This is a genomic window from Priestia sp. FW507-14D1A, from assembly GCF_058781295.1.
In genome coordinates, this window is the sequence record NZ_JBYSWQ010000002.1 from 374,065 (window position 1) to 392,415 (window position 18,351).

18 protein-coding genes and 2 riboswitches are annotated in these 18,351 nt (G+C 39.5%); of the genes, 5 read left to right on the forward strand and 13 right to left on the reverse strand.

Annotation, left to right across the window (positions count from 1 at the left end; translation table 11 throughout):
- Nucleotides 1-155 precede the first annotated feature (155 nt).
- Entirely contained in the window at nucleotides 156-887 is a 732-nt protein-coding gene (locus AC3WJG_RS10365; RefSeq protein WP_016763389.1) for a ZIP family metal transporter, read from the forward strand.
- Between the two features lie 64 nt (nucleotides 888-951).
- On the opposite strand, the gene AC3WJG_RS10370 is transcribed toward AC3WJG_RS10365, so the two are convergent.
- The 11 genes from AC3WJG_RS10370 to AC3WJG_RS10420 form a co-directional block, all read right to left on the reverse strand.
- Nucleotides 952-1,191: an aspartyl-phosphate phosphatase Spo0E family protein gene (locus AC3WJG_RS10370; protein ID WP_013082228.1), complete on the reverse strand. Its 240-nt coding sequence runs from the start codon at nucleotides 1,189-1,191 to the stop codon at nucleotides 952-954.
- A gap of 277 nt (nucleotides 1,192-1,468) precedes the next feature.
- A complete protein-coding gene (locus AC3WJG_RS10375; RefSeq protein WP_165573317.1) occupies nucleotides 1,469-1,606 on the reverse strand; it encodes a hypothetical protein in 138 nt (45 codons plus the stop codon).
- Between the two features lie 127 nt (nucleotides 1,607-1,733).
- Nucleotides 1,734-3,074, reverse strand: a complete 1,341-nt coding sequence (locus tag AC3WJG_RS10380) for a CoA-disulfide reductase (protein WP_060746717.1) — start codon at nucleotides 3,072-3,074, stop codon at nucleotides 1,734-1,736.
- A gap of 86 nt (nucleotides 3,075-3,160) precedes the next feature.
- Nucleotides 3,161-4,195: an ABC transporter permease gene (locus tag AC3WJG_RS10385; RefSeq protein WP_028407894.1), complete on the reverse strand. Its 1,035-nt coding sequence runs from the start codon at nucleotides 4,193-4,195 to the stop codon at nucleotides 3,161-3,163.
- Nucleotides 4,192-5,697: a sugar ABC transporter ATP-binding protein gene (locus AC3WJG_RS10390; RefSeq protein ID WP_337133433.1), complete on the reverse strand. Its 1,506-nt coding sequence runs from the start codon at nucleotides 5,695-5,697 to the stop codon at nucleotides 4,192-4,194. Before AC3WJG_RS10390 ends, AC3WJG_RS10385 begins: the two co-directional genes overlap by 4 nt.
- A gap of 16 nt (nucleotides 5,698-5,713) precedes the next feature.
- A complete protein-coding gene (locus AC3WJG_RS10395; RefSeq protein ID WP_060746714.1) occupies nucleotides 5,714-6,790 on the reverse strand; it encodes a sugar ABC transporter substrate-binding protein in 1,077 nt (358 codons plus the stop codon).
- 122 nt (nucleotides 6,791-6,912) lie between these two features.
- Nucleotides 6,913-7,428: a 1,2-dihydroxy-3-keto-5-methylthiopentene dioxygenase gene (locus AC3WJG_RS10400; protein WP_013082223.1), complete on the reverse strand. Its 516-nt coding sequence runs from the start codon at nucleotides 7,426-7,428 to the stop codon at nucleotides 6,913-6,915.
- Between the two features lie 15 nt (nucleotides 7,429-7,443).
- Entirely contained in the window at nucleotides 7,444-8,082 is a 639-nt protein-coding gene (locus tag AC3WJG_RS10405) for a methylthioribulose 1-phosphate dehydratase (RefSeq protein WP_028407891.1), read from the reverse strand.
- Nucleotides 8,079-8,744 (reverse strand): 2-hydroxy-3-keto-5-methylthiopentenyl-1-phosphate phosphatase, encoded by a 666-nt coding sequence (locus AC3WJG_RS10410; protein ID WP_337133434.1) that lies wholly within the window; start codon nucleotides 8,742-8,744, stop codon nucleotides 8,079-8,081. The genes AC3WJG_RS10405 and AC3WJG_RS10410 overlap by 4 nt, the downstream gene beginning before the upstream one ends.
- A complete protein-coding gene (gene mtnW, locus AC3WJG_RS10415; protein WP_492588202.1) occupies nucleotides 8,741-9,985 on the reverse strand; it encodes a 2,3-diketo-5-methylthiopentyl-1-phosphate enolase in 1,245 nt (414 codons plus the stop codon). Before mtnW ends, AC3WJG_RS10410 begins: the two co-directional genes overlap by 4 nt.
- A gap of 79 nt (nucleotides 9,986-10,064) precedes the next feature.
- A riboswitch (SAM riboswitch) is annotated at nucleotides 10,065-10,171 on the reverse strand.
- Between the two features lie 130 nt (nucleotides 10,172-10,301).
- Complete coding sequence (locus tag AC3WJG_RS10420; protein WP_098779205.1) at nucleotides 10,302-11,474, reverse strand: pyridoxal phosphate-dependent aminotransferase; 1,173 nt, start codon at nucleotides 11,472-11,474, stop codon at nucleotides 10,302-10,304.
- Between the two features lie 112 nt (nucleotides 11,475-11,586).
- Between AC3WJG_RS10420 and AC3WJG_RS10425 the strand changes: the two genes are divergently transcribed.
- The 4 genes from AC3WJG_RS10425 to AC3WJG_RS10440 all read left to right on the forward strand — a co-directional run bounded on the left by AC3WJG_RS10425 (nucleotide 11,587) and on the right by AC3WJG_RS10440 (nucleotide 15,313).
- The gene (locus tag AC3WJG_RS10425) at nucleotides 11,587-12,369 is read left to right on the forward strand and encodes a carbon-nitrogen family hydrolase (RefSeq protein WP_013055956.1); all 783 of its coding nucleotides are present in this window, start codon (nucleotides 11,587-11,589) and stop codon (nucleotides 12,367-12,369) included.
- A gap of 91 nt (nucleotides 12,370-12,460) precedes the next feature.
- A riboswitch (SAM riboswitch) is annotated at nucleotides 12,461-12,611 on the forward strand.
- 135 nt (nucleotides 12,612-12,746) lie between these two features.
- On the forward strand, nucleotides 12,747-13,919 hold the full coding sequence (gene mtnK / locus AC3WJG_RS10430; RefSeq protein ID WP_028407887.1) for an S-methyl-5-thioribose kinase: 1,173 nt from the start codon (nucleotides 12,747-12,749) through the stop codon (nucleotides 13,917-13,919).
- Between the two features lie 35 nt (nucleotides 13,920-13,954).
- A complete protein-coding gene (gene mtnA, locus AC3WJG_RS10435) occupies nucleotides 13,955-15,013 on the forward strand; it encodes an S-methyl-5-thioribose-1-phosphate isomerase (RefSeq protein WP_221840259.1) in 1,059 nt (352 codons plus the stop codon).
- A 135-nt stretch (nucleotides 15,014-15,148) separates the two neighbouring features.
- Nucleotides 15,149-15,313: a hypothetical protein gene (locus AC3WJG_RS10440; RefSeq protein ID WP_013055953.1), complete on the forward strand. Its 165-nt coding sequence runs from the start codon at nucleotides 15,149-15,151 to the stop codon at nucleotides 15,311-15,313.
- On the opposite strand, the gene AC3WJG_RS10445 is transcribed toward AC3WJG_RS10440, so the two are convergent.
- Together AC3WJG_RS10445 and AC3WJG_RS10450 are read right to left on the reverse strand one after the other, a co-directional pair.
- The gene (locus tag AC3WJG_RS10445) at nucleotides 15,314-15,817 is read right to left on the reverse strand and encodes a methylated-DNA--[protein]-cysteine S-methyltransferase (RefSeq protein ID WP_060746707.1); all 504 of its coding nucleotides are present in this window, start codon (nucleotides 15,815-15,817) and stop codon (nucleotides 15,314-15,316) included.
- Between the two features lie 19 nt (nucleotides 15,818-15,836).
- Complete coding sequence (locus AC3WJG_RS10450; RefSeq protein WP_060746706.1) at nucleotides 15,837-18,017, reverse strand: PAS domain S-box protein; 2,181 nt, start codon at nucleotides 18,015-18,017, stop codon at nucleotides 15,837-15,839.
- Nucleotides 18,018-18,351: the final 334 nt, after the last annotated feature.

Sequence of the window (18,351 nt, forward strand, 5' to 3'; positions counted from 1 at the left end):
AAGTTGAACCTTCACTGGTTCAACTTTTTTGTAAGGTTATTGCATAAAGCTATTCATTTTTAAAATAGTCATGCTCATAGAAAACAAAAAAACATACACTAAAAGAACGATGTGAATTGAGGATAAAAAGAAGAATACGTAAAAGGAGACGGTTTATGACTGAGGTACTAATTGGAAGCATTCTTTCTGCGCTATCGACTGGAGTAGGCGCTTTGCCTATTCTGTTTTTGAATCAAGAACTCACTCATCGCTGGAAAGATATACTTCTTGCGCTCACTGCAGGTATTATGACAGCTGCTTCTACTATGAGCTTGATTCCAGAATCTCTTCAAAGCGGCGGATTTTTTTCCTTAGCAATTGGCTTACTGCTTGGAGTTGTAACATTAACACTCTTGGAGCAGAATATTCCTCACATTGACCTTGAACATTCTAAAACCGGCATTCAATTTGATGAAAAAGCACTTTTAATTGTTTCCGCTATTACTTTGCATAACCTTCCTGAAGGACTGTCTGTTGGTGTTAGCTACGCTTCAAATGTTGAAAATACAGGGAACTTAATCGCCCTTGCAATCGGTCTTCAAAATGCACCTGAAGGACTGTTGGTCGCGCTATTTTTAGCTCAGCAAAATATCAGTAAAATAAAAGCATTTTTAATTGCTACCCTTACAGGCTCTGTTGAGATTGTAACATCTTTACTCGGGTTTTATTTAACTAATTTTGTTGATTCTCTCGTTTCATATGGATTAGCTTTTGCTGCTGGAGCCATGCTTTTTATTATTTATAAAGAGTTGATTCCGGAAAGTCACGGCGATGGAAACGAAAGATTTGCTACTTATTCGTTTATTTTTGGTATTTTGTTTATGATCTTTTTAATTAACATTTTTTAAAAGTGAAGAGAGGCCACGGGCAGCATAATTGTTTTACTGCCCGATCCCGAATGCTTGTCCTGCATTACAGCTTTGAAAAAGATAAAAAGCGGCTAATCAGTGTGGCAAACGATGTCTTTTCTTCCTCTTCTTTTAAACGCTGCTTTTGATAAACGAGTAAGAGCTGATCAAGCTCTTGACTACAGGTAACGGTTTCTTCATTAGTCAAACCTTTTTCTTCTCCGAGCTGCACCATCTTTTGTCTTTTTTGGACGATTTCTACTAATAATCTCTCTGATTTCGTTCTATTTCTCACTCCAAACACAAAATCCTCTCCTATGACAAAGAAATTAGCTTATAACGCATTATTACAAATTCTACTAAATATGTAAATAGAGTCGCAATAATAGACATTTTTTTTGCAAAAAAATTATTTTGTCGGAATTTACAAACGCTTACATTACTATAGGAATACCATTTATCTTTTTTTTACAACTTGTTTTTCGACAAAAGATGCTGCTTGTCGAATCGAAAAAAGATTGAGACATAACGAAATAAATCTAATCGAAAGACGAACAAATGAGATACATGAGCTGGACTGCTTATGACACCGCAATTGATTTCCGTGCAAGGCTTCGCTTTCCGCGGGCGGCCGCTGAGCCTCCTCGTCGCTTTCGCTCCTGCGGGGTCTCACCTGTTCCGCTTTTCCCGCAGGAGTCTTCGCCTTGCCCTCCAATCAACTGCTAGAAGGAACGAAACAAATAAAACGATGTGCACCATCACAAAAAAAACGAACCACTCATCAAACAGGTTGATGAATGGTTCGTTTTTTACTTGGACTCAACTACTTTTGTCCCAGCCTCTTTTTTATTCAGCTTTCTGAGCAGCAATTTGTACAGCATCCCATACCGTAGCAAAAGGAGGAGCGTACGAAAGATCTAGCATGGTTATTTCATCTGTTGTGAGGCGGCAAGTAATAGCTGTCGCAAATACATCGATTCGTTTTGCTACTCCTTCTTTCCCAATCATTTGAACCCCCAAAATCTCTTTTGTTTCAGGGTGATAAACAAGTTTTATCACAATCTTTTCAGCTCCTGGATAGTAAGAAGCATGACTCGGAGCTTCGGCTGTGACGGCTTTGTATAAAAGAGAATTTTCTCTTGCTTCTCTTTCTGAAATGCCGGTTTTTCCGATTTCATAGTCCATCACTTTGACAATACTTGTACCTATAACACCGGGAAATTCTCGACTTTCTCCCCCTAATCGGTAACCAAGAACCCTTCCCTGCTTATTGGCAATGGTTCCAAGAGCAATATGAACATCTTTTTTTAATACGCGGTGATAGCTCGTTGCACAATCCCCTGCTGCGTAGATATGTGGCACGTTGGTTTCCAACTTCTCATTTACTAAAATAGCTCCATTTTCAAGCATCCTTAGTCCGTTTCTTTCTAAGAATTGCGTATTCGGACGAACTCCTACATTTACAATCACTAAATCTGTTTGATACGTTTGACGGTTTGTTTGAACGTGAGTGATGGAACCATCTGAATGCAGCAATGCTTCCACTTCTTCTTCGAAATGAAATAAAATATCGTCATCTAGCTGCTTTTGTAAATGCTCTGCCATTTCTTGATCTAAAATAGATAGAATCTGCTTTCCCTGTTCAATAACCCGTACTTCTTTTCCCAAAGCCTTCATTGCTTCAGCTACTTCCATTCCGACATATCCTCCGCCGATAATGGTGACTTTCTCTACGGAGTGAGCCTGTAGATATGTATAGATTCTTTCGCTGTCTTCTAATGACTTTAATGTGCATACATTCGGCATGTGATCACTCATAAAATTGGGTTTAACAGCCGTTGTTCCAGTTGCAATGATGAGTTCATCATATGTTATCTCTTTTTCCGTTGACGTCTTTACATCTTGCACTACTATGTATTTTTTTGTATGATTTACTTCTTTAACTTCGTGGAAAAGATGGACGGAGATGTTTCGCTCTTCAAATTCTTGTTTCGTCCGAGCAATCAAATCGTCTTTTTCTTTTACAACTCCTGACAGATAGTAAGGCATGCCACATGCGCTGTAAGAGATATCTCCACCTTTTTCAAACACAAGGATTTCCACTTCTTCTTTTTCTTTCATCCGGCGAAGCTGTGAAGCTGCGCTCATTCCGGCGGCTACTCCTCCTATAATGACGACACGTTTCATCTATACTCCCTCTTTCTACATAAATAATAAGCTATACTATTGTTTTTCCTTATTCTTCCCGATTTCAAACGAAAAAAAACGGCTGTTTACACAGCCGTAGATGTTTGTTTCGAGCGGTAATATGTTAAAGCCAAGGCTCCTGCTAATACAGCTCCTTTAATAATGTCTTGCATATAATACGGAACATTTAGCATCGTTAACCCATTTAACAGCACACCAATTAAAATAGAGCCAATCAGTGTCCCGAATACATTCGGTTTCCCTGCTCCAAATACGGAAAAGCCAATGTATGTAGCAGCTACGGCATCCATTAAAAATGGTGAACCCGCGTTTACTTCTCCTACTCCAATACGGGCAGCTAAAACGACTCCTCCAATTCCAGCAAGCAAACCTGAAAACATATAGGCATACATACGGTAACGATTAACCGGTACGCCCGAAAGTCTTGCTGCTTCTATGTTCCCTCCTGTTACGTAGAAAAAACGCCCAAACTTCGTATAGGAAAAAACGATATGAACAAGCAGCACAGTCAGCAGCATAATGATAACAGGAACAGGAATACCTAGTAAGTGACCTTGCCCCAGCGCAAGGAAAGATGGAATAAAAATTCCCGGAGCTCTGTCTCCGCTTGGTAAAGGCATATTGGTATAAATAGCTGAGCCTTTTGTATACGTTAATAAAATCCCCTGTACGATGAACATCATGGAAAGAGTGGCTAAAATATCAGGAATCTTTACTTTCACTACTAAAAAAGCATTTATTAACCCGATAAGAAGCGATGCAATAATCGGAACAATAATAGCGACTGCAATTTCTTGTCTGTGTAAAACAAGCATAGAGGCTGATAAAATAGTGGCTAACCCAGCCGTAGACCCTACAGATAAATCGAGTCCGTTGACGGTTAACGATATCGTTACACCAAGCGCTATTAAGGTAACAATGGAAATAGAGCGCAGGATATCACTAATGTTTTCTCCTGTTAAAAAGTTAGGTGTGGCAATGGAGAAAATAATCATAATAACAAAAATCATTAAGACTGTCCCATATTTATAAAAAAAGTCGAAAACGCTTATTTTTCTCTTTGGTTTCGCTACAGGTTCTGTTACATACTCCGCACTCATCCTTTTACTCCTCCTGCTGTATAATAAAATAATTTTTCACTAGTTGCTTCTTCTTTGGATAATTCTTTCACGATTTTCCCGTTGTACATAACATAAATTCGATCCGCTACCCCTAGCAGTTCCTCGAATTCACAGGTTGCATAAACAACGCCTTTTTGCTGTGACACAAGATTTGTAATTAAGTCGAATATTTCTCGTTTGGAGCCCACATCGACCCCTTTAGTTGGTTCATCAAACAACAGCACGCTAGAGTCCGTAACAAGCCATTTTCCGATTGCTACTTTCTGCTGATTTCCACCGCTTAACGTTCCAACTGACTGCTCGATAGAATGAGACTTTACGCCAACTTGCCCAGTCGTTTTCTGCGCTTTTTCTTTGATCTTTCCCCGCTTTAGAAATGAATAATTTGTAAAGCGGGACAGACTTGGCAAAACTAAGTTATCCGCAATGGATTCATGAACAAAAATCCCTTCTTTTCTTCGTTCTTCAGGAACAAGAGAAAGACCTTGTGCAATATAATAATAAGGCTGTTTATTCAACTTTAGTTTCTTGCCTTTTAACCGCACGCTGCCGCTCACATATTGTTCTAAACCAAATAGACTGCGGCAAAGCTCCGTTTTCCCCGCTCCAACAAGCCCTGCAATACCGACTACTTCTCCTTCCTTTACATGAAAAGAGATATTAGAAAGGCGCCCTGGAAGAGATAATGCTTCTACATGTAACAGTTCGTTTCCAATTTCTGCTGATTTTTTGACCCATTGTTTTACAGAAGACGTTCCTAACATAAGCGTAATCACGTCTTCAATCGATGTATGTGAAGTTTCTTTTGTAGCTACATAGCGTCCGTCTTTTAAAACGGTTAAACGGTCGCAAATATCAACCACTTCTTGAAGGCGATGTGAAATGTAAATAATGCCTACTCCGCTTTTCTTCAGCTCTCTCATCACAGAAAACAATTGTTTCGTCTCTTCCACACTAAGAGGTGCGGTTGGTTCATCCAAAATTAAATAATCAACATTCTGTACAATTGCACGTGCAATAAGCACCTGCTGTTTTTCTGATAGAGTTAGGTCAACGACATTTTTTTTAACGGATAGAGAAGAGCCAAGTAAAGAAAGAGCTTCTTCCGCTTTCTTATAAATAGATTTCCAGTTTACAAATGTCTTACTTTTATTAGAAGTCTGCACGTCTAACACAATGTTTTCAGCTACTGACAGCGAAGGAATCAGCGCTACATCTACTTCTTGATGTACAATGCCGATGCCGTGGCGCTTAGCTTCTTTAGGAGAAGAAATGGAGATTTCTTCTCCTTTTTTGAATATTTTTCCTTCGTACTCATCGTAAGCTCCGCACAATATTTTCATCAGCGTACTTTTACCGGCACCATTGGCTCCCAATAAAGCATGGATTTCCCCTTTTTGAACAGTAAAATCAACTTTGTTCAGCGCTTGAAAAGAACCAAAGTTTTTTGTAATGTTCTTCATTGAAAGCTCATTCGTCATATCTGTCCCTCCATTTCTATTCTTTATTGCCCCATTCTTTTACGTACTGACTAAGCTGATCCATATTAATCGTTTGATTAGGCAAGTCTGTTTGTTTGACTAAAACCGGATCAAATGAATAGTAGCGAGGAATCTCTTGACCGGAAATCTTTTTAAGAAGCAGATCAACTTGCTTTTCTCCTACTGAAGCTGGATTTACGGCAGCTGACGCTTTCCACGGACTGTTTTTTGCCTGCATCATTTGCAGATCTTCATCAGATAAGTCCACTCCGTACACTTTAATCTCGTCTCGTCCCGCTTCTTTAATCGCTCTTGTTACTCCTTTTGCAAATTCGTCCCAAGGTGCCCAAACGGCCGCGATGTCTCCTTTATTTGGATACTGCTTCAACACAGCTGCCATTTTATTTTGTGTGTCTAACGAGGTGTTGTCCGTTGCGCTTCCAAACGTAGCAATTTGTTTTACATCTGGGTAGCGATTCATCATAATTTTATAAATGCTGTCGCGCTTTTCCATCGGCGCAAAGCCTCCAACAAACGCATATACAATGTTTCCTTTTCCATTAATGTCCTGCATCATTTGTTTTAGACCCTGCAGCGCAAGCATATAATCGTCTTGGTCAATTGTTGTAACGCCTTCTACTTTTAATTCTACGTCTGTTGCAATAACGGGAATTCCTTTTGCAATCGCGCGTTTCACGCCAGGTTCAAGAGTTTCAGCCCGGCCGTGGTCAATCATAATACCGTCAACATTTTGGTTAATAGCCGTGTCTAAATAAGCAGCCATTTTGGATTGATCATTGTTTGAATCAGAAACGGATAGCTGTACCCCTGCTTTTTTAGCCGCTTTTGTCACACCTGTTATGTACTGAGCAGCGTGAGTGCCTGACGTAAATTCAGAAATAAGCGCAATTTTTGTATCTTTCGTAACCTTTTTTCCTTCTTGCTGTACAGGCTTAGCAGAAGCCGCTTGCTGCGCTGGAGCTGCCTGTGCTTTCTCGTTTAGACTTGGCTGTTCTTTCGTGCAGGCAGCCAGCGCAAAGACTAGAAGCACGAGCAAAGTAAGTGGCCACAGCATTTTTTTACTCTTTTTCATGGTGTTCCTCCCATTAAACTTATTATTCATATAAAAATAGTTAGTTTTATAATAATCCAAAGAATACCCCGCTTTTAGATGTAAAAGCGGGGTGATGATGACCTATGCTTTACAAGTAATTGTTATGCGTAAATAGGTACCCATCCTTCAGTTGTCACGAAAATTCGGACAGCGACTACTTTACGATCTTCCATTAGTGTAAAGTAATGAAGAATATTTTCTGGTACTGAAATTAAATCGCCCGGCTCTAATTCAACATCAAAAAATTCGCCGTCTTTTCCTTGGATAACAAAGATTCCATGACCGCTTACAATAAAGCGAACTTCGTCATCTGTGTGAATATGCTTGCGCTGAAAGTTTTTTAACAATTCATCAATATTTGGTGTAGATTCCGATAACGAGATAACATCTTGAGCTTTATAACCGCGGCGTTCAGAAATATCTTTAATATCCTCACCAAAAGCGTTTAAAATTTCTGTTTTTTCTTCATCAGTTAAATCATATTTTTCACGAAGATTTTCTGGAAGTTTTGTAATGTCCCAGTTTTCATAAATAACTTCATTGTTTGCCAGAAAAGCTGATACTTCCTCTTGAGTTTCAATTCTTTTATTGTTTACATGTAAGCGAATGTGCGCCATTGTTGTTTCCTCCTTTTATAAATGCACCTTTGGCTTAATGCCTTTAAGTGACAGTAATTTGACGTGGTAGCTAAATAGAAATTCATAGGCTTCTAGCGCTTTTTTTGTTTCAAATGCATTTTTCCCCCATACCGTAATCCCGTGGTTACGAATCAAAATCGCGCCTTGATCGCCTTTTATATGATGAGAAAACTCTTCTGCTAGTGTCGGAATATCTGCGTAATTCGGAATAATCGGAACAGTAATTTCCGCATCTTCTTCCCAAATACCTAGCGCCTTAATAATTTCTTGACCTTTGAATGAAATAACGCCTTCATCTCCGTACAGTTCAGAGATCACGTTATTGTCGATTGTATGTACATGAAGGCTGCACCCAGCATTCGTTAAATTGTAAATCTTAACGTGCAGAAGCGTTTCAGCAGAAGGCTTTAAATGCGTGTCTTCTGCAGGCTTTCCGTATTGATCAACTAATAAAAAATCTTCATTTGTACGTTTTCGTTTATCTTTTCCACTTGCTGATACAAAGAAAGTTGTTGGATTTTGGTCCACTTTAATTGCTAAGTTTCCGCTTGTACCGAAGAACCAATCGCGCTCTGCCAGCTCATCTTTTATATCCGCAAGCTCATGCAACCTTTGCTGAGCCATGATACTCATGCTTTCACCTCTTCTGTTAATTCTTGTAAATGATGAATTACATCATAAAAAGTAGAAAAAGGACGATACGGTAGAGATAGCTCTTCACATTTTTCAATTAAAAAGTCACGTGCAATGACCGTATCAGCTAATTTGGCAGCCTGCAAATCCGTAATGGAATCGCCAATAACAACCGTATGATCTCTTTCATCTGCAAGATGGTGAATAATCGTTGGCTTACAGCAGCCGCAGTCATTTGTACACTGTTTATCACATGTATGAGGCCACGTAATGGAAATATGCTCACCGGAAAAATCAGATCCGTTGCAGTAGAGCATTTCCTCTGCAACTCGATTTCCCAAAAGTGGTTTTACAAAAAAGTCAATTCCTCCGCTTACAATATAAAGCGGAATATGGTGCTCTTTTGTATAGGCAATAAAATCATCAAATCCATCTCGAATAGCAGACGTCTCTAAAATATAAGAAATAATATCTTCTTTTAATTCCACGGGGAGCAAGGCAAACATTTGCCCTACTCCTTCTTGAATAGAGACGCGCTGTGCCAACACGTCGTCTTTAATACTTTCCCACTCCGGAGGAGCAAATTGTTTCATAATAGCAATAATGTTATCGCTATTTGTAATTGTTCCATCAAAGTCACAAAAGATTTTTAACGATGTCATGCTTTCACCTCTACTGTTCCCCATAGTTGCAAAGCTTTTTGCAACTCTTTTGATTCTTCAGCTTTTTCGGCTAATGTTTGATGAGAGAGTACTGCATCTATCGCCGCACGGAATGCTTTTCCTCCTCCGATAGCTCCCTCTGGATGACCGTGAACTCCGCCTCCTGCATTAATAATGCTGTCGATTCCAAAGTCCTTCACAAGCTGCGGTACCATTCCAGGATGAATTCCTGCTGAAGGAACCGGGAAAGACTGCTTATATTTGTATACAGGACGCGTTAATTCGTAGGCAATGCCTGTCGTATCTTCAAGAGAAAGCGCTACGCTTCCGTATGGTGATGGAAACAGAGAGAAGTCCGCTCCGGCTAAACGCAATAGCTTTCCAAGCAGTAATGAATTTGAAAAACCGTAAAACTCTGATGGCGTAAGCGCTCCGCTAACAGCTGGGTGTGCCATAATCGACAAGTTAATTTCATCGTCTTCTCGAAGTGCCTGCAGTACGTCTAACCCGTAAGCAAATACATTGAATAAAAGAGCATCGGCTCCTAGCTCAGCTGCTTTTCTCGCTTTTTCTTTTAATTCAAACGTTCGACCCGTTAAATTAACAGCATACAGCGTGCGGTGTCCCGTTTTTTCGTATACTTCATTCAGTACTTTTTTCCCTTCTGTAACGCGAGCTTCAAAAGGTGTTCGTTCACTATCAAACAAAATCTCGTCGTCTTTAACCAAATCCACTCCGCCAAGCGCTTGCTCACGCAGCTGAGTTGTTAAGTACGTCATATCTCTTCCAATCACGCCTTTAAAAATACTCATCACAAGCGGACGGTCATAAACGCCTAGTTTCTCTCGGATACCTTCTATTCCAAAGCGCGGTCCTGGGAATTGAGCTAATAATTCATCAGGAAAATCCAAGTCTAATAATTTCACTTTTCCATCAAGTGATAGTTTTCCGAAAACTGTAACTAGAATAGCCGGTAAATCTCTTGAAAAGTTGGCAGTTGGATAAGCAATTTTGACAATTGCCTGCTTAATTTCTCCGCCTAAATATCCGTTTACACGTTCGCAATCTTGAAGCTCAGTTACGGACACGACGCGCCCTTTATGCTTTTGAAGCTGCTGTTGATCTAAAAGCGGCAGATCTGTCCATGAGCCGACGGTTAGTCCTAAAGCAATTCCTTCCGCTTTTTTATAAAAATTCCCTTTATTATCATGTAGTAAGTAGCTTGCAACGATTTCACTCATTATGCTAAAAACTCCCTTGCTGTTTAATATCGTTAATAAAAAAGCCTCTTCTGTGATTAAGAAGAGGCTTTCGTTGCTCTTCTTATCTCTCAGCTGCTGCTGCAAGAATTAGCACCGTGCTTAACATGCGTTAAGTCGGTTGCCGGGCTTCATCGGGCTAGTCCCTCCACCTACTCTTAATAAGAAAGTTGCTATTTATTTAAATTAAATTCATAGATTATATACTAAATAAAAAATACCGCTAGGATTTATCGGTTATTAATCTCGTTAACTTCTTACATATTAAGCCAACTCAAAAAGGATTGTCAATGCGTTTTTAAAATAAATTTAATTTTTTTATTCGAGATACGGCTTCTCTCATACGCTCTTCATCCGTCAGCAGTCCTACGCGCACATAGCCTTCACCATATGTTCCAAAGCCTACTCCAGGCGCCACTACAACGTGAGCTTTTTCAAGAAGTAAATCTGAAAACTGTTCAGAAGTATATCCTTCAGGAACTTTTAGCCATGCAAAAAAGGAGCCCGCTGGAGATGTAACATCCCAACCAATTTCTCGAAGCCCTTGAATAAAGGTATTGCGTCTAGATTCATAGCGCTTAACTAAATCATTCACACATTGTTGAGATTCTAACAGAGCTGCGGCTGCTGCCTCTTGAACCGCCCCAAAGAGACTGACATACATATGATCTTGAAGAAGATTAATAGCTTCTACAACACTTGCATTTCCTACAGCAAATCCAACTCGCCATCCCGCCATGTTATACGTTTTAGAAAGAGTATAAATTTCAATTCCCGTCTCTTTTGCACCAGGAGTCTGTAAAAAACTGATTGGCTTTTTACCATCAAATCCAATTGCTCCGTAGGCAAAGTCGTGTACCACACAAATATCGTGCTTGGCAGCAAACGCCACGGTGTCTTCAAAAAATTCTGCCGTTGCTACTGCACCAGTAGGATTATTCGGATAGTTTAAAAACATGAGCTTTGCCTGTTCTTTAGCACGTTCACTTATCTCTTCGTATACGGGTAAAAAATGATTTTCAGCCGTGAGCGGCATCACTTCCATCTTTGCCTTTGCAAGCTCTACTCCAGACCAGTAATCAGGATATCCAGGATCGGGAACCAGCACCGTATCTCCAGGGTTTAATAAGCACTGCGGGATTTCTACAAGTCCACCTTTCCCGCCAAACAAAATAGCTACTTCTTTTTCAGGATCCACATCAACGCCATATTCTCGTTTATAAAAAGTCGCAACGGCCTCTTTTAAAAACTGGTGCCCCCGAAATGGAGAATATTTATGATGCATAGGATTAGCACTTGCTTTTTGCAGTGTTTCTACAATATGTGAAGGAGTAGGCTGATCGGGATTTCCCTGCCCTAAGTTAATAACGTCGTGCCCTTGGGCCATTACTTTTCCTACCTTGCCTACAAGTGATGCAAAAAATTGTTTTGGTAAACTTTTTAATAGTTCCGATTGCTCAAATTGTTTCATCATCGCACACCTTCTCAAAAAATTCTTGAAATTCTAGTCACAAATAATATATTGTAATACTCAACTTGTAAAGTCATTTTTTTCAACTACTAAAAAAAGGACGGATGATAAAGTGAGTGTAAAAATTACGTGTTTACAGCTTGATATTGCGTTTGGAAACCCAACTAAAAACCGAAAATATATCGAACAAAAAATGACGGAAGCCCTGAAAGAAAACCCTGATATCCTTGTGCTTCCTGAGCTATGGGATACAGCTTATGATTTGACTCGGCTAGACGAAATTGCAGATGATGAAGGGCAGCAAGCCAAGCAATTAATCTCTCAGTTTGCTAAAACAAACGAAGTAAATATTGTGGCAGGTTCGATTGCGAAAAAAACAGAGCAAGGTGTCACGAATACGATGTATATTTTTGACCGAAAAGGTCGTGAAGTATCACAATACAGTAAACTGCACTTATTTAAATTAATGGATGAACACCTGTATTTAGAAGCAGGAACAGCAAAAAATCTTTTTACACTTGAACAGTCACTGTGCGCAGGAGTTATTTGTTACGATATTCGTTTTCCAGAATGGATACGGGTTCATACTAGCAGCGGAGCAGAAGTCTTGTTTGTTGTCGCTCAGTGGCCGGCTCCAAGACTTGCCCACTGGAAAGCCCTGCTCATTAGCCGTGCAATCGAAAATCAATGCTATGTAATCGCGTGTAATCGTGTAGGCCAAGATCCTAATAACACATTTGCCGGACATTCCTTAGTCATCGATCCGTGGGGAGAAATAATCGCTGAAGCTGGCGATAGCGAAGAACTTTTAAGTGCTGACGTTAACCTGGAACTTGTAAAAGAAATTCGTAAACAAATTCCTGTCTTTACAGATCGCCGTACAGAATTTTATTAATTATGTATTGACAGCCGTTTTTTTGCATGATACGATTTTCACCAGATATCATAAAATATTCAAACAAATCAAAATTGAATAAGTAATCGTACTCTTATCAAGAGTTGGCTGAGGGATTTGGCCCTGTGAAGCCCAGCAACCGACCGTCATTCCATCCTAAGATGGATCACACCCGTAAAACATGTTTTACAAAGGCACGGTGCTAATTCCAACAGAAAGTAATTTTTTCTGGCAGATAAGAGGTTTGAACACTACAATCAAGCCTCTTTCCAACGAAAGAGGCTTTTATATTTTCTAAAATTATAAAAGCCTCCATATATTCTTAAACCTATTAACTTAGTAAACGAATCAGTTTAATAAACTATGGAGGGATTCCGATGTCAACAACAAAAACAGAGAAGTATCAGCCTTTAACAGAAATTTCAGCAATCAAACTTGTGAAAAAGCTAGGTCTTTTTGATGCTACAGAAGCACTGACTGCCCGTGAAATTGGTGACGGTAACTTAAATCTCGTCTTTCACATCATAAATGATCAAACGAATAAATCCATTATCGTCAAACAAGCACTTCCCTATGCAAAAGTTGTAGGCGAAAGCTGGCCTCTATCCTTGAACCGTGCCACAATTGAAAGCAATGCGCTCAAGCAATTCGGTGCATTTACGCCAGAACTTGTTCCCGCTGTTTATTACCACGATGAAACGCTTGCTGTTACGGTCATGGAAGATCTGTCTCATTTAACGATTTCTCGTGCCGGACTTATTCAAGGTGAAAGTTATCCTCTGCTCTCACAGCATATCGGTTCTTTTTTAGGACATATTGCGTTCAAAACGTCTGATTTCGCCTTAAAGCCTCAGGATAAAAAAGAAGAAGTTGTTAAGTACAGCAACCCCGACTTATGCAATATTACGGAAGATTTAGTTTTTACAGATCCTTTTTTTGATATTGATACAAATGAATTTGAAAAAGCGCTGCGTCCTGATGTAGAAGAATTGTGGAATGATAGTGATGTAAAGCTACAAGCAGCAAAATTAAAATATAAATTTTTAACAAATGCGCAAACGCTAATCCACGGTGATTTACATACAGGCAGCATCTTTGCTAGCAGTCAAGAAACGAAAGTGATTGATCCAGAGTTTGCTTTCTACGGTCCGTTTGGATTCGATTTAGGGCAATTTGTTGCGAATTTATTTTTAAATGCTCTTTCTCGAGAAACAAATCGCGAACCGTTATTTGCACACATTACGAACACATGGAACGTATTCAAAGATACCTTTACTGCGCTTTGGCATTCTGAAAGCACTGAACCTTTCGCTAAAGATGAGCGCTTATTACATGAAATTTTAACGCAAACGTGGCAAGATGCTGTTGGATATGCAGGATGTGAAATCATTCGACGTACGATTGGCTTAGCTCACGTGGCAGACTTAGACGAAATTTCTTCAGAGGAAAGAAAAATTAACGCTAAACGTACTGCGTTAAAAATTGGACGCTATTTGCTTCTGCACCAACAAGACGTTTCACCAAATGAATTTGAACATTTACTTCGATAACGAATAATGTACACAATGAAAGGATCGGTATCAGCATGACAAATACACTATCACTTCCGCGCTCAGTGGAATGGAATGAATCATATATTACTTTATTAGATCAGCAGCAGCTTCCTGGCAAAGTTGAATATATTAAGCTGCAAACCATTAAAGACGTATGGGATGCTATCACTACCTTGAAAGTACGCGGAGCCCCTGCAATTGGCATTACGGCGGCTTTTGGTCTTGCTCTTTCTGTGCTTAGCTATGACACAGATTCAGTCAAGGAATTTAACAAAAAGCTAGCTCTTGATCAACAGTATTTAGCTAGTTCACGCCCTACTGCCGTCAATTTATTTTGGGCATTGGAGCGCGTAGCGAAAAGCGCTGAATCCGCTTCGTCCGTTAATGAAGCTAAAACAAAAGTTGTTCATGAAGCTATTCAAATTCAAGTAGAAGATGAAGAAACGTGCTACCGAATTGGAGATTATGCTCTTTCTTTATTTAAAAAGAAAGATAAAATCATGACAATATGTAATGCTGGTTCAATTGCTACAGCTTATTATGGAACAGCCTTAGCACCTTTTCACTTGTCTAAGCAGCGCGATATTCCGCTTGAAGTATTTGCCTGTGAAACAAGACCCGTTCTTCAAGGTTCTCGCTTAACAGCATGGGAACTTCAGCAGTCGGGAGTGGACGTTACGCTGATTACGGATAATATGGCCGCTCATACCATTAAAACAAAAGGAATTAATGGGATTATTGTAGGTGCTGACCGCATTGCAGCAAATGGCGATACGGCTAACAAAATTGGAACATATGGACTTGCTCTTTTAGCGAAAGCATTCGGTATTCCATTTTACGTAGCAGCGCCGCAGTCCACATTTGATTTATCTATTCAAGACGGCAGCAGCATTCCTATTGAAGAACGTTCACCTAAAGAAGTCACACACATTGGGGATACGCAAATTGCTCCAGACGGAATCTCTGTGTACAATCCAGCTTTTGATGTGACGCCAAGCGAACTGATTACGGCCATTATTACAGAGCATGGAATTATCCATGCCCCGTCTTTTGAATCCATTCAAAACGTTTTGCTGCAATCTGCTCAATAAAAAAAGCCGCTGCTATGCGGCTTTTTTTATTGAGCACTGATTTCCACCTGCATTTGTAACACAATTGTAACAGTACTCTCTTCCTTTTCTACATATATTATAGGGGATTTCTTTTGAATAAGGGGGAGAGTAAATATGAGTTCAGAGCAAAAAACGGATAAAAACAAAGCGCTGAATCGTAAGCAGCAATATCAGCTATTCGATTTATCCAAAGATGAAGAACTAAATTCCCTCCCTTCTCCTCAGCAAATTGACGGTGTTTTTGTGCAAGGAGAAGGCTGGAAATTAGACGGTGAATAGTTATTTTAACTCCAGAGCACCTTTTGCTACATTTCTTTCAAGCATTAATAGCTTCTCTTTTATATGAGTTTGCGAGCCTGCATAACCTGTTAAAGCTCCATTTTTGCCAATCACACGATGACAAGGCAAAATAATAGGCAGTGGATTTCGACGATTCGCTTGTCCCACAGCTCTTACGGCTTTAGAGCGATTAACAGACTCCGCTACCTCACTGTAAGACCACGTTTGTCCATAAGGTATATGTTCAAGCGTTAACCACACTTCTTTTTGGAAGTCTGTTCCTTTTATATCCAAAGGCAAATCAAATGTTAGCGTGCGCCCTTCAGCATAATCCTGCAGCTGTCGCTTCGCTTCTTTCACATGGTGATAATCCTCGTCATGGACAAGTTTTTTAAGCTGCTCATTATGATCATCGCTATCAAACCAAATATGTTGAACCCCTTTTTCCGAGGCTACAATATAAATTTTCAAATCAGAAAATAAATTCATTTCTCCATAGTACATACTTGCTTATCCTTTCTATTTAGGCTGGAAGAATAACATGAAAAGCTGTGCCTTCTCCTATTTTGCTTTCCACTTCAATGCGCCCTTTATGTTCTTCGATAATTTTATATGAGACCATCAAACCGAGTCCCGTTCCTTTTTCTTTTGTCGTATAAAATGGTTCTCCTAAGCGCTTGATGCGCTCTTCGGGCATTCCGTCTCCTTGATCTCGAATGGAGACCGTCACGTAGTGCGGCTCTGTAGAGGAGACATCAACAAAAATTTTTCCTCCGTTTGACGTGACTTCAATTGCATTTTTAATGACATTTATTAGTACTTGCTTAATTTGGTTCGGCTCGCAGTATACCATTGGCAGCTGAGGGGACACACTTAGTTCAAACTGAATATTTTCTAAAAGCGCCTGAGCATTTAATAAATCGATCGTTTCTTTCACAACCGCATCTAGATTTTTCTTTTCAAACTTTACTGCCTGTGGCTTAGCGAGTACTAGAAACTCTGTAATAATGGTTTCAATTCTTTTTAATTCGGATTTAATAATATCAAAATAAAGAGAATGATCTTCTTGAATGCTGCTTTCTAACAGCTGCACAAATCCTTTTAAAGCTGTCATTGGGTTGCGGATTTCATGCGCAATCCCAGCTGCTAACTGTCCGACTACTTGAAGCGTATCCGATTTTCGAATCTGCTCCTGCATTTGATTTCGTTCCGTTACGTCTCGTAAAAGCGTCATATATAGACCTGGCAAGATATCTTTTTTCGTGGAAAATTCGATATTTTTAACTTTTTCGTTCCCCGTAACGTACGTAATCTCTCCTTCAGCTTCCCCTTTTTGCTCAATCGTTTCTTTATGCTCAATGACCGCATCTAAATTCGCTGAAGAAATAAAATCCTCCATGGAGTGCGCACAAATCTCCTCTTTGCTGAGTTCTAGAATATCACAAAGAGAAGAATTTACATCAATAATATTTCGCTTGCCGTCCCATAAAACTAACCCATCGATCGAACCATTAAAAATCTGTCTGAATTTCTCTTCGTTATTTCGAAGCTCCTGTTCGATTTTTGTACGTTCACTGATGTTTCGAAAAATCGTTAAATGGTCTCCTTCTATAATGCCTTTTTTCCCTGTGAATTCCAACTGCTTGATTTCTCCATTTGGCATGTAAAAAGGAAGCTGATTACGAATTTCTCCTTTTGTTTGAAACGTTTGGAGCACCTTTAACGCACTAAAGCTTTTTGTATCGATAAACGTATACAAATTGCTTCCAATTAATTTGTTTAACGGCAGCTCAAATGTACGCGAAGAAGCAAGATTAGCGTTCAAGATTTCACCATCATCTCTCCAAATCAAGATCGCTTCAATCGCATTTTCAAAAATAGCCCTGAAATTTTTTTCGCTTCTCAACAGTTGCTGCTCCATCAGCCGTTTTTCCGTCACGTCTCTCATAATGGACATATAGTATTGACTGTATATATTAGCCGTTGTGGTAAATTCAAAAAAAGTAACGTCTCCATTTTCGAGCCTGATCGGTAGCTCGCCGCTTGTCTTTCCTTCTTGATGCAGAGTTCTCCATAATTTTTTCACCTTATAATGATAAGTAGGTTCTACAAGCTCTTCTAATGTTTTGGTTAGAAGCTGTGCTCTTGTATAATTTAATCGTTCGCAAAATGAAGGGTTCGCGTCGATAAGCTGACCCGTTCGATCAAAAATGACAATTCCGTCTACCGCTTCATTAAATACATCCATAAACATATGATGACTAATAAACCGTTCATTTTCCATCATTTTGTGCTGCGTAATATCCCGAAATGTACACACAATAATGCCCGACATGTGACTATGTTTGTGTGAAGTAAATTCAACATGCTTCATCATGCCGCTTCGAAGCGTCATCGCGCCTTCATATTTGAAATAGCTTTCTTCTAAAAGTGCTGGATAATATGCTTCAATCATGTCATACGGAAAATACATCAGAAAATCTTTCATTTGATACGTTAATAGCTCATCCTTTGTTTTTTCAAACAGCCCGCAGGCTGATTCATTTGCATTTATAACTTGAAAATACTCATCAAATACGACAATGGCATCTAATACGTCATTAAAAATAGCTCGTAGCTGCTGTAATTCATCTTGCTGCTTTTGCGCAGCTTCAGATGTTAATTCTCTATGTGGTGACATGCTCATTGCTCCTTTCTTTTGCACTTCCCATTTCCCCACCTTTTATCTATAGACTTAATATTCTACAAGATTTGCTTTTTACCTTTTTAAAATTAGGCACGTTTATTCAAAATGCGACATTTCTTCACATTATCCCGCTATTTAGAAATGGAGCATGAATAAAAGAGGCTGAGACATAACAAAATGAATCCAATCTAAAGACGAACAAATGAGATGCATGAGCTAGCTGAACCGCTTGTGACACCGCAGTTGGTTTCCGTGCAAGACTTCGCTTTCCGCAGGAGTCTTTGCCTTGTCCTCCAATCCACTGCTAGAAGGAATGAAACAGCTAAAACCTATGCTCAACATAACAAAGAAA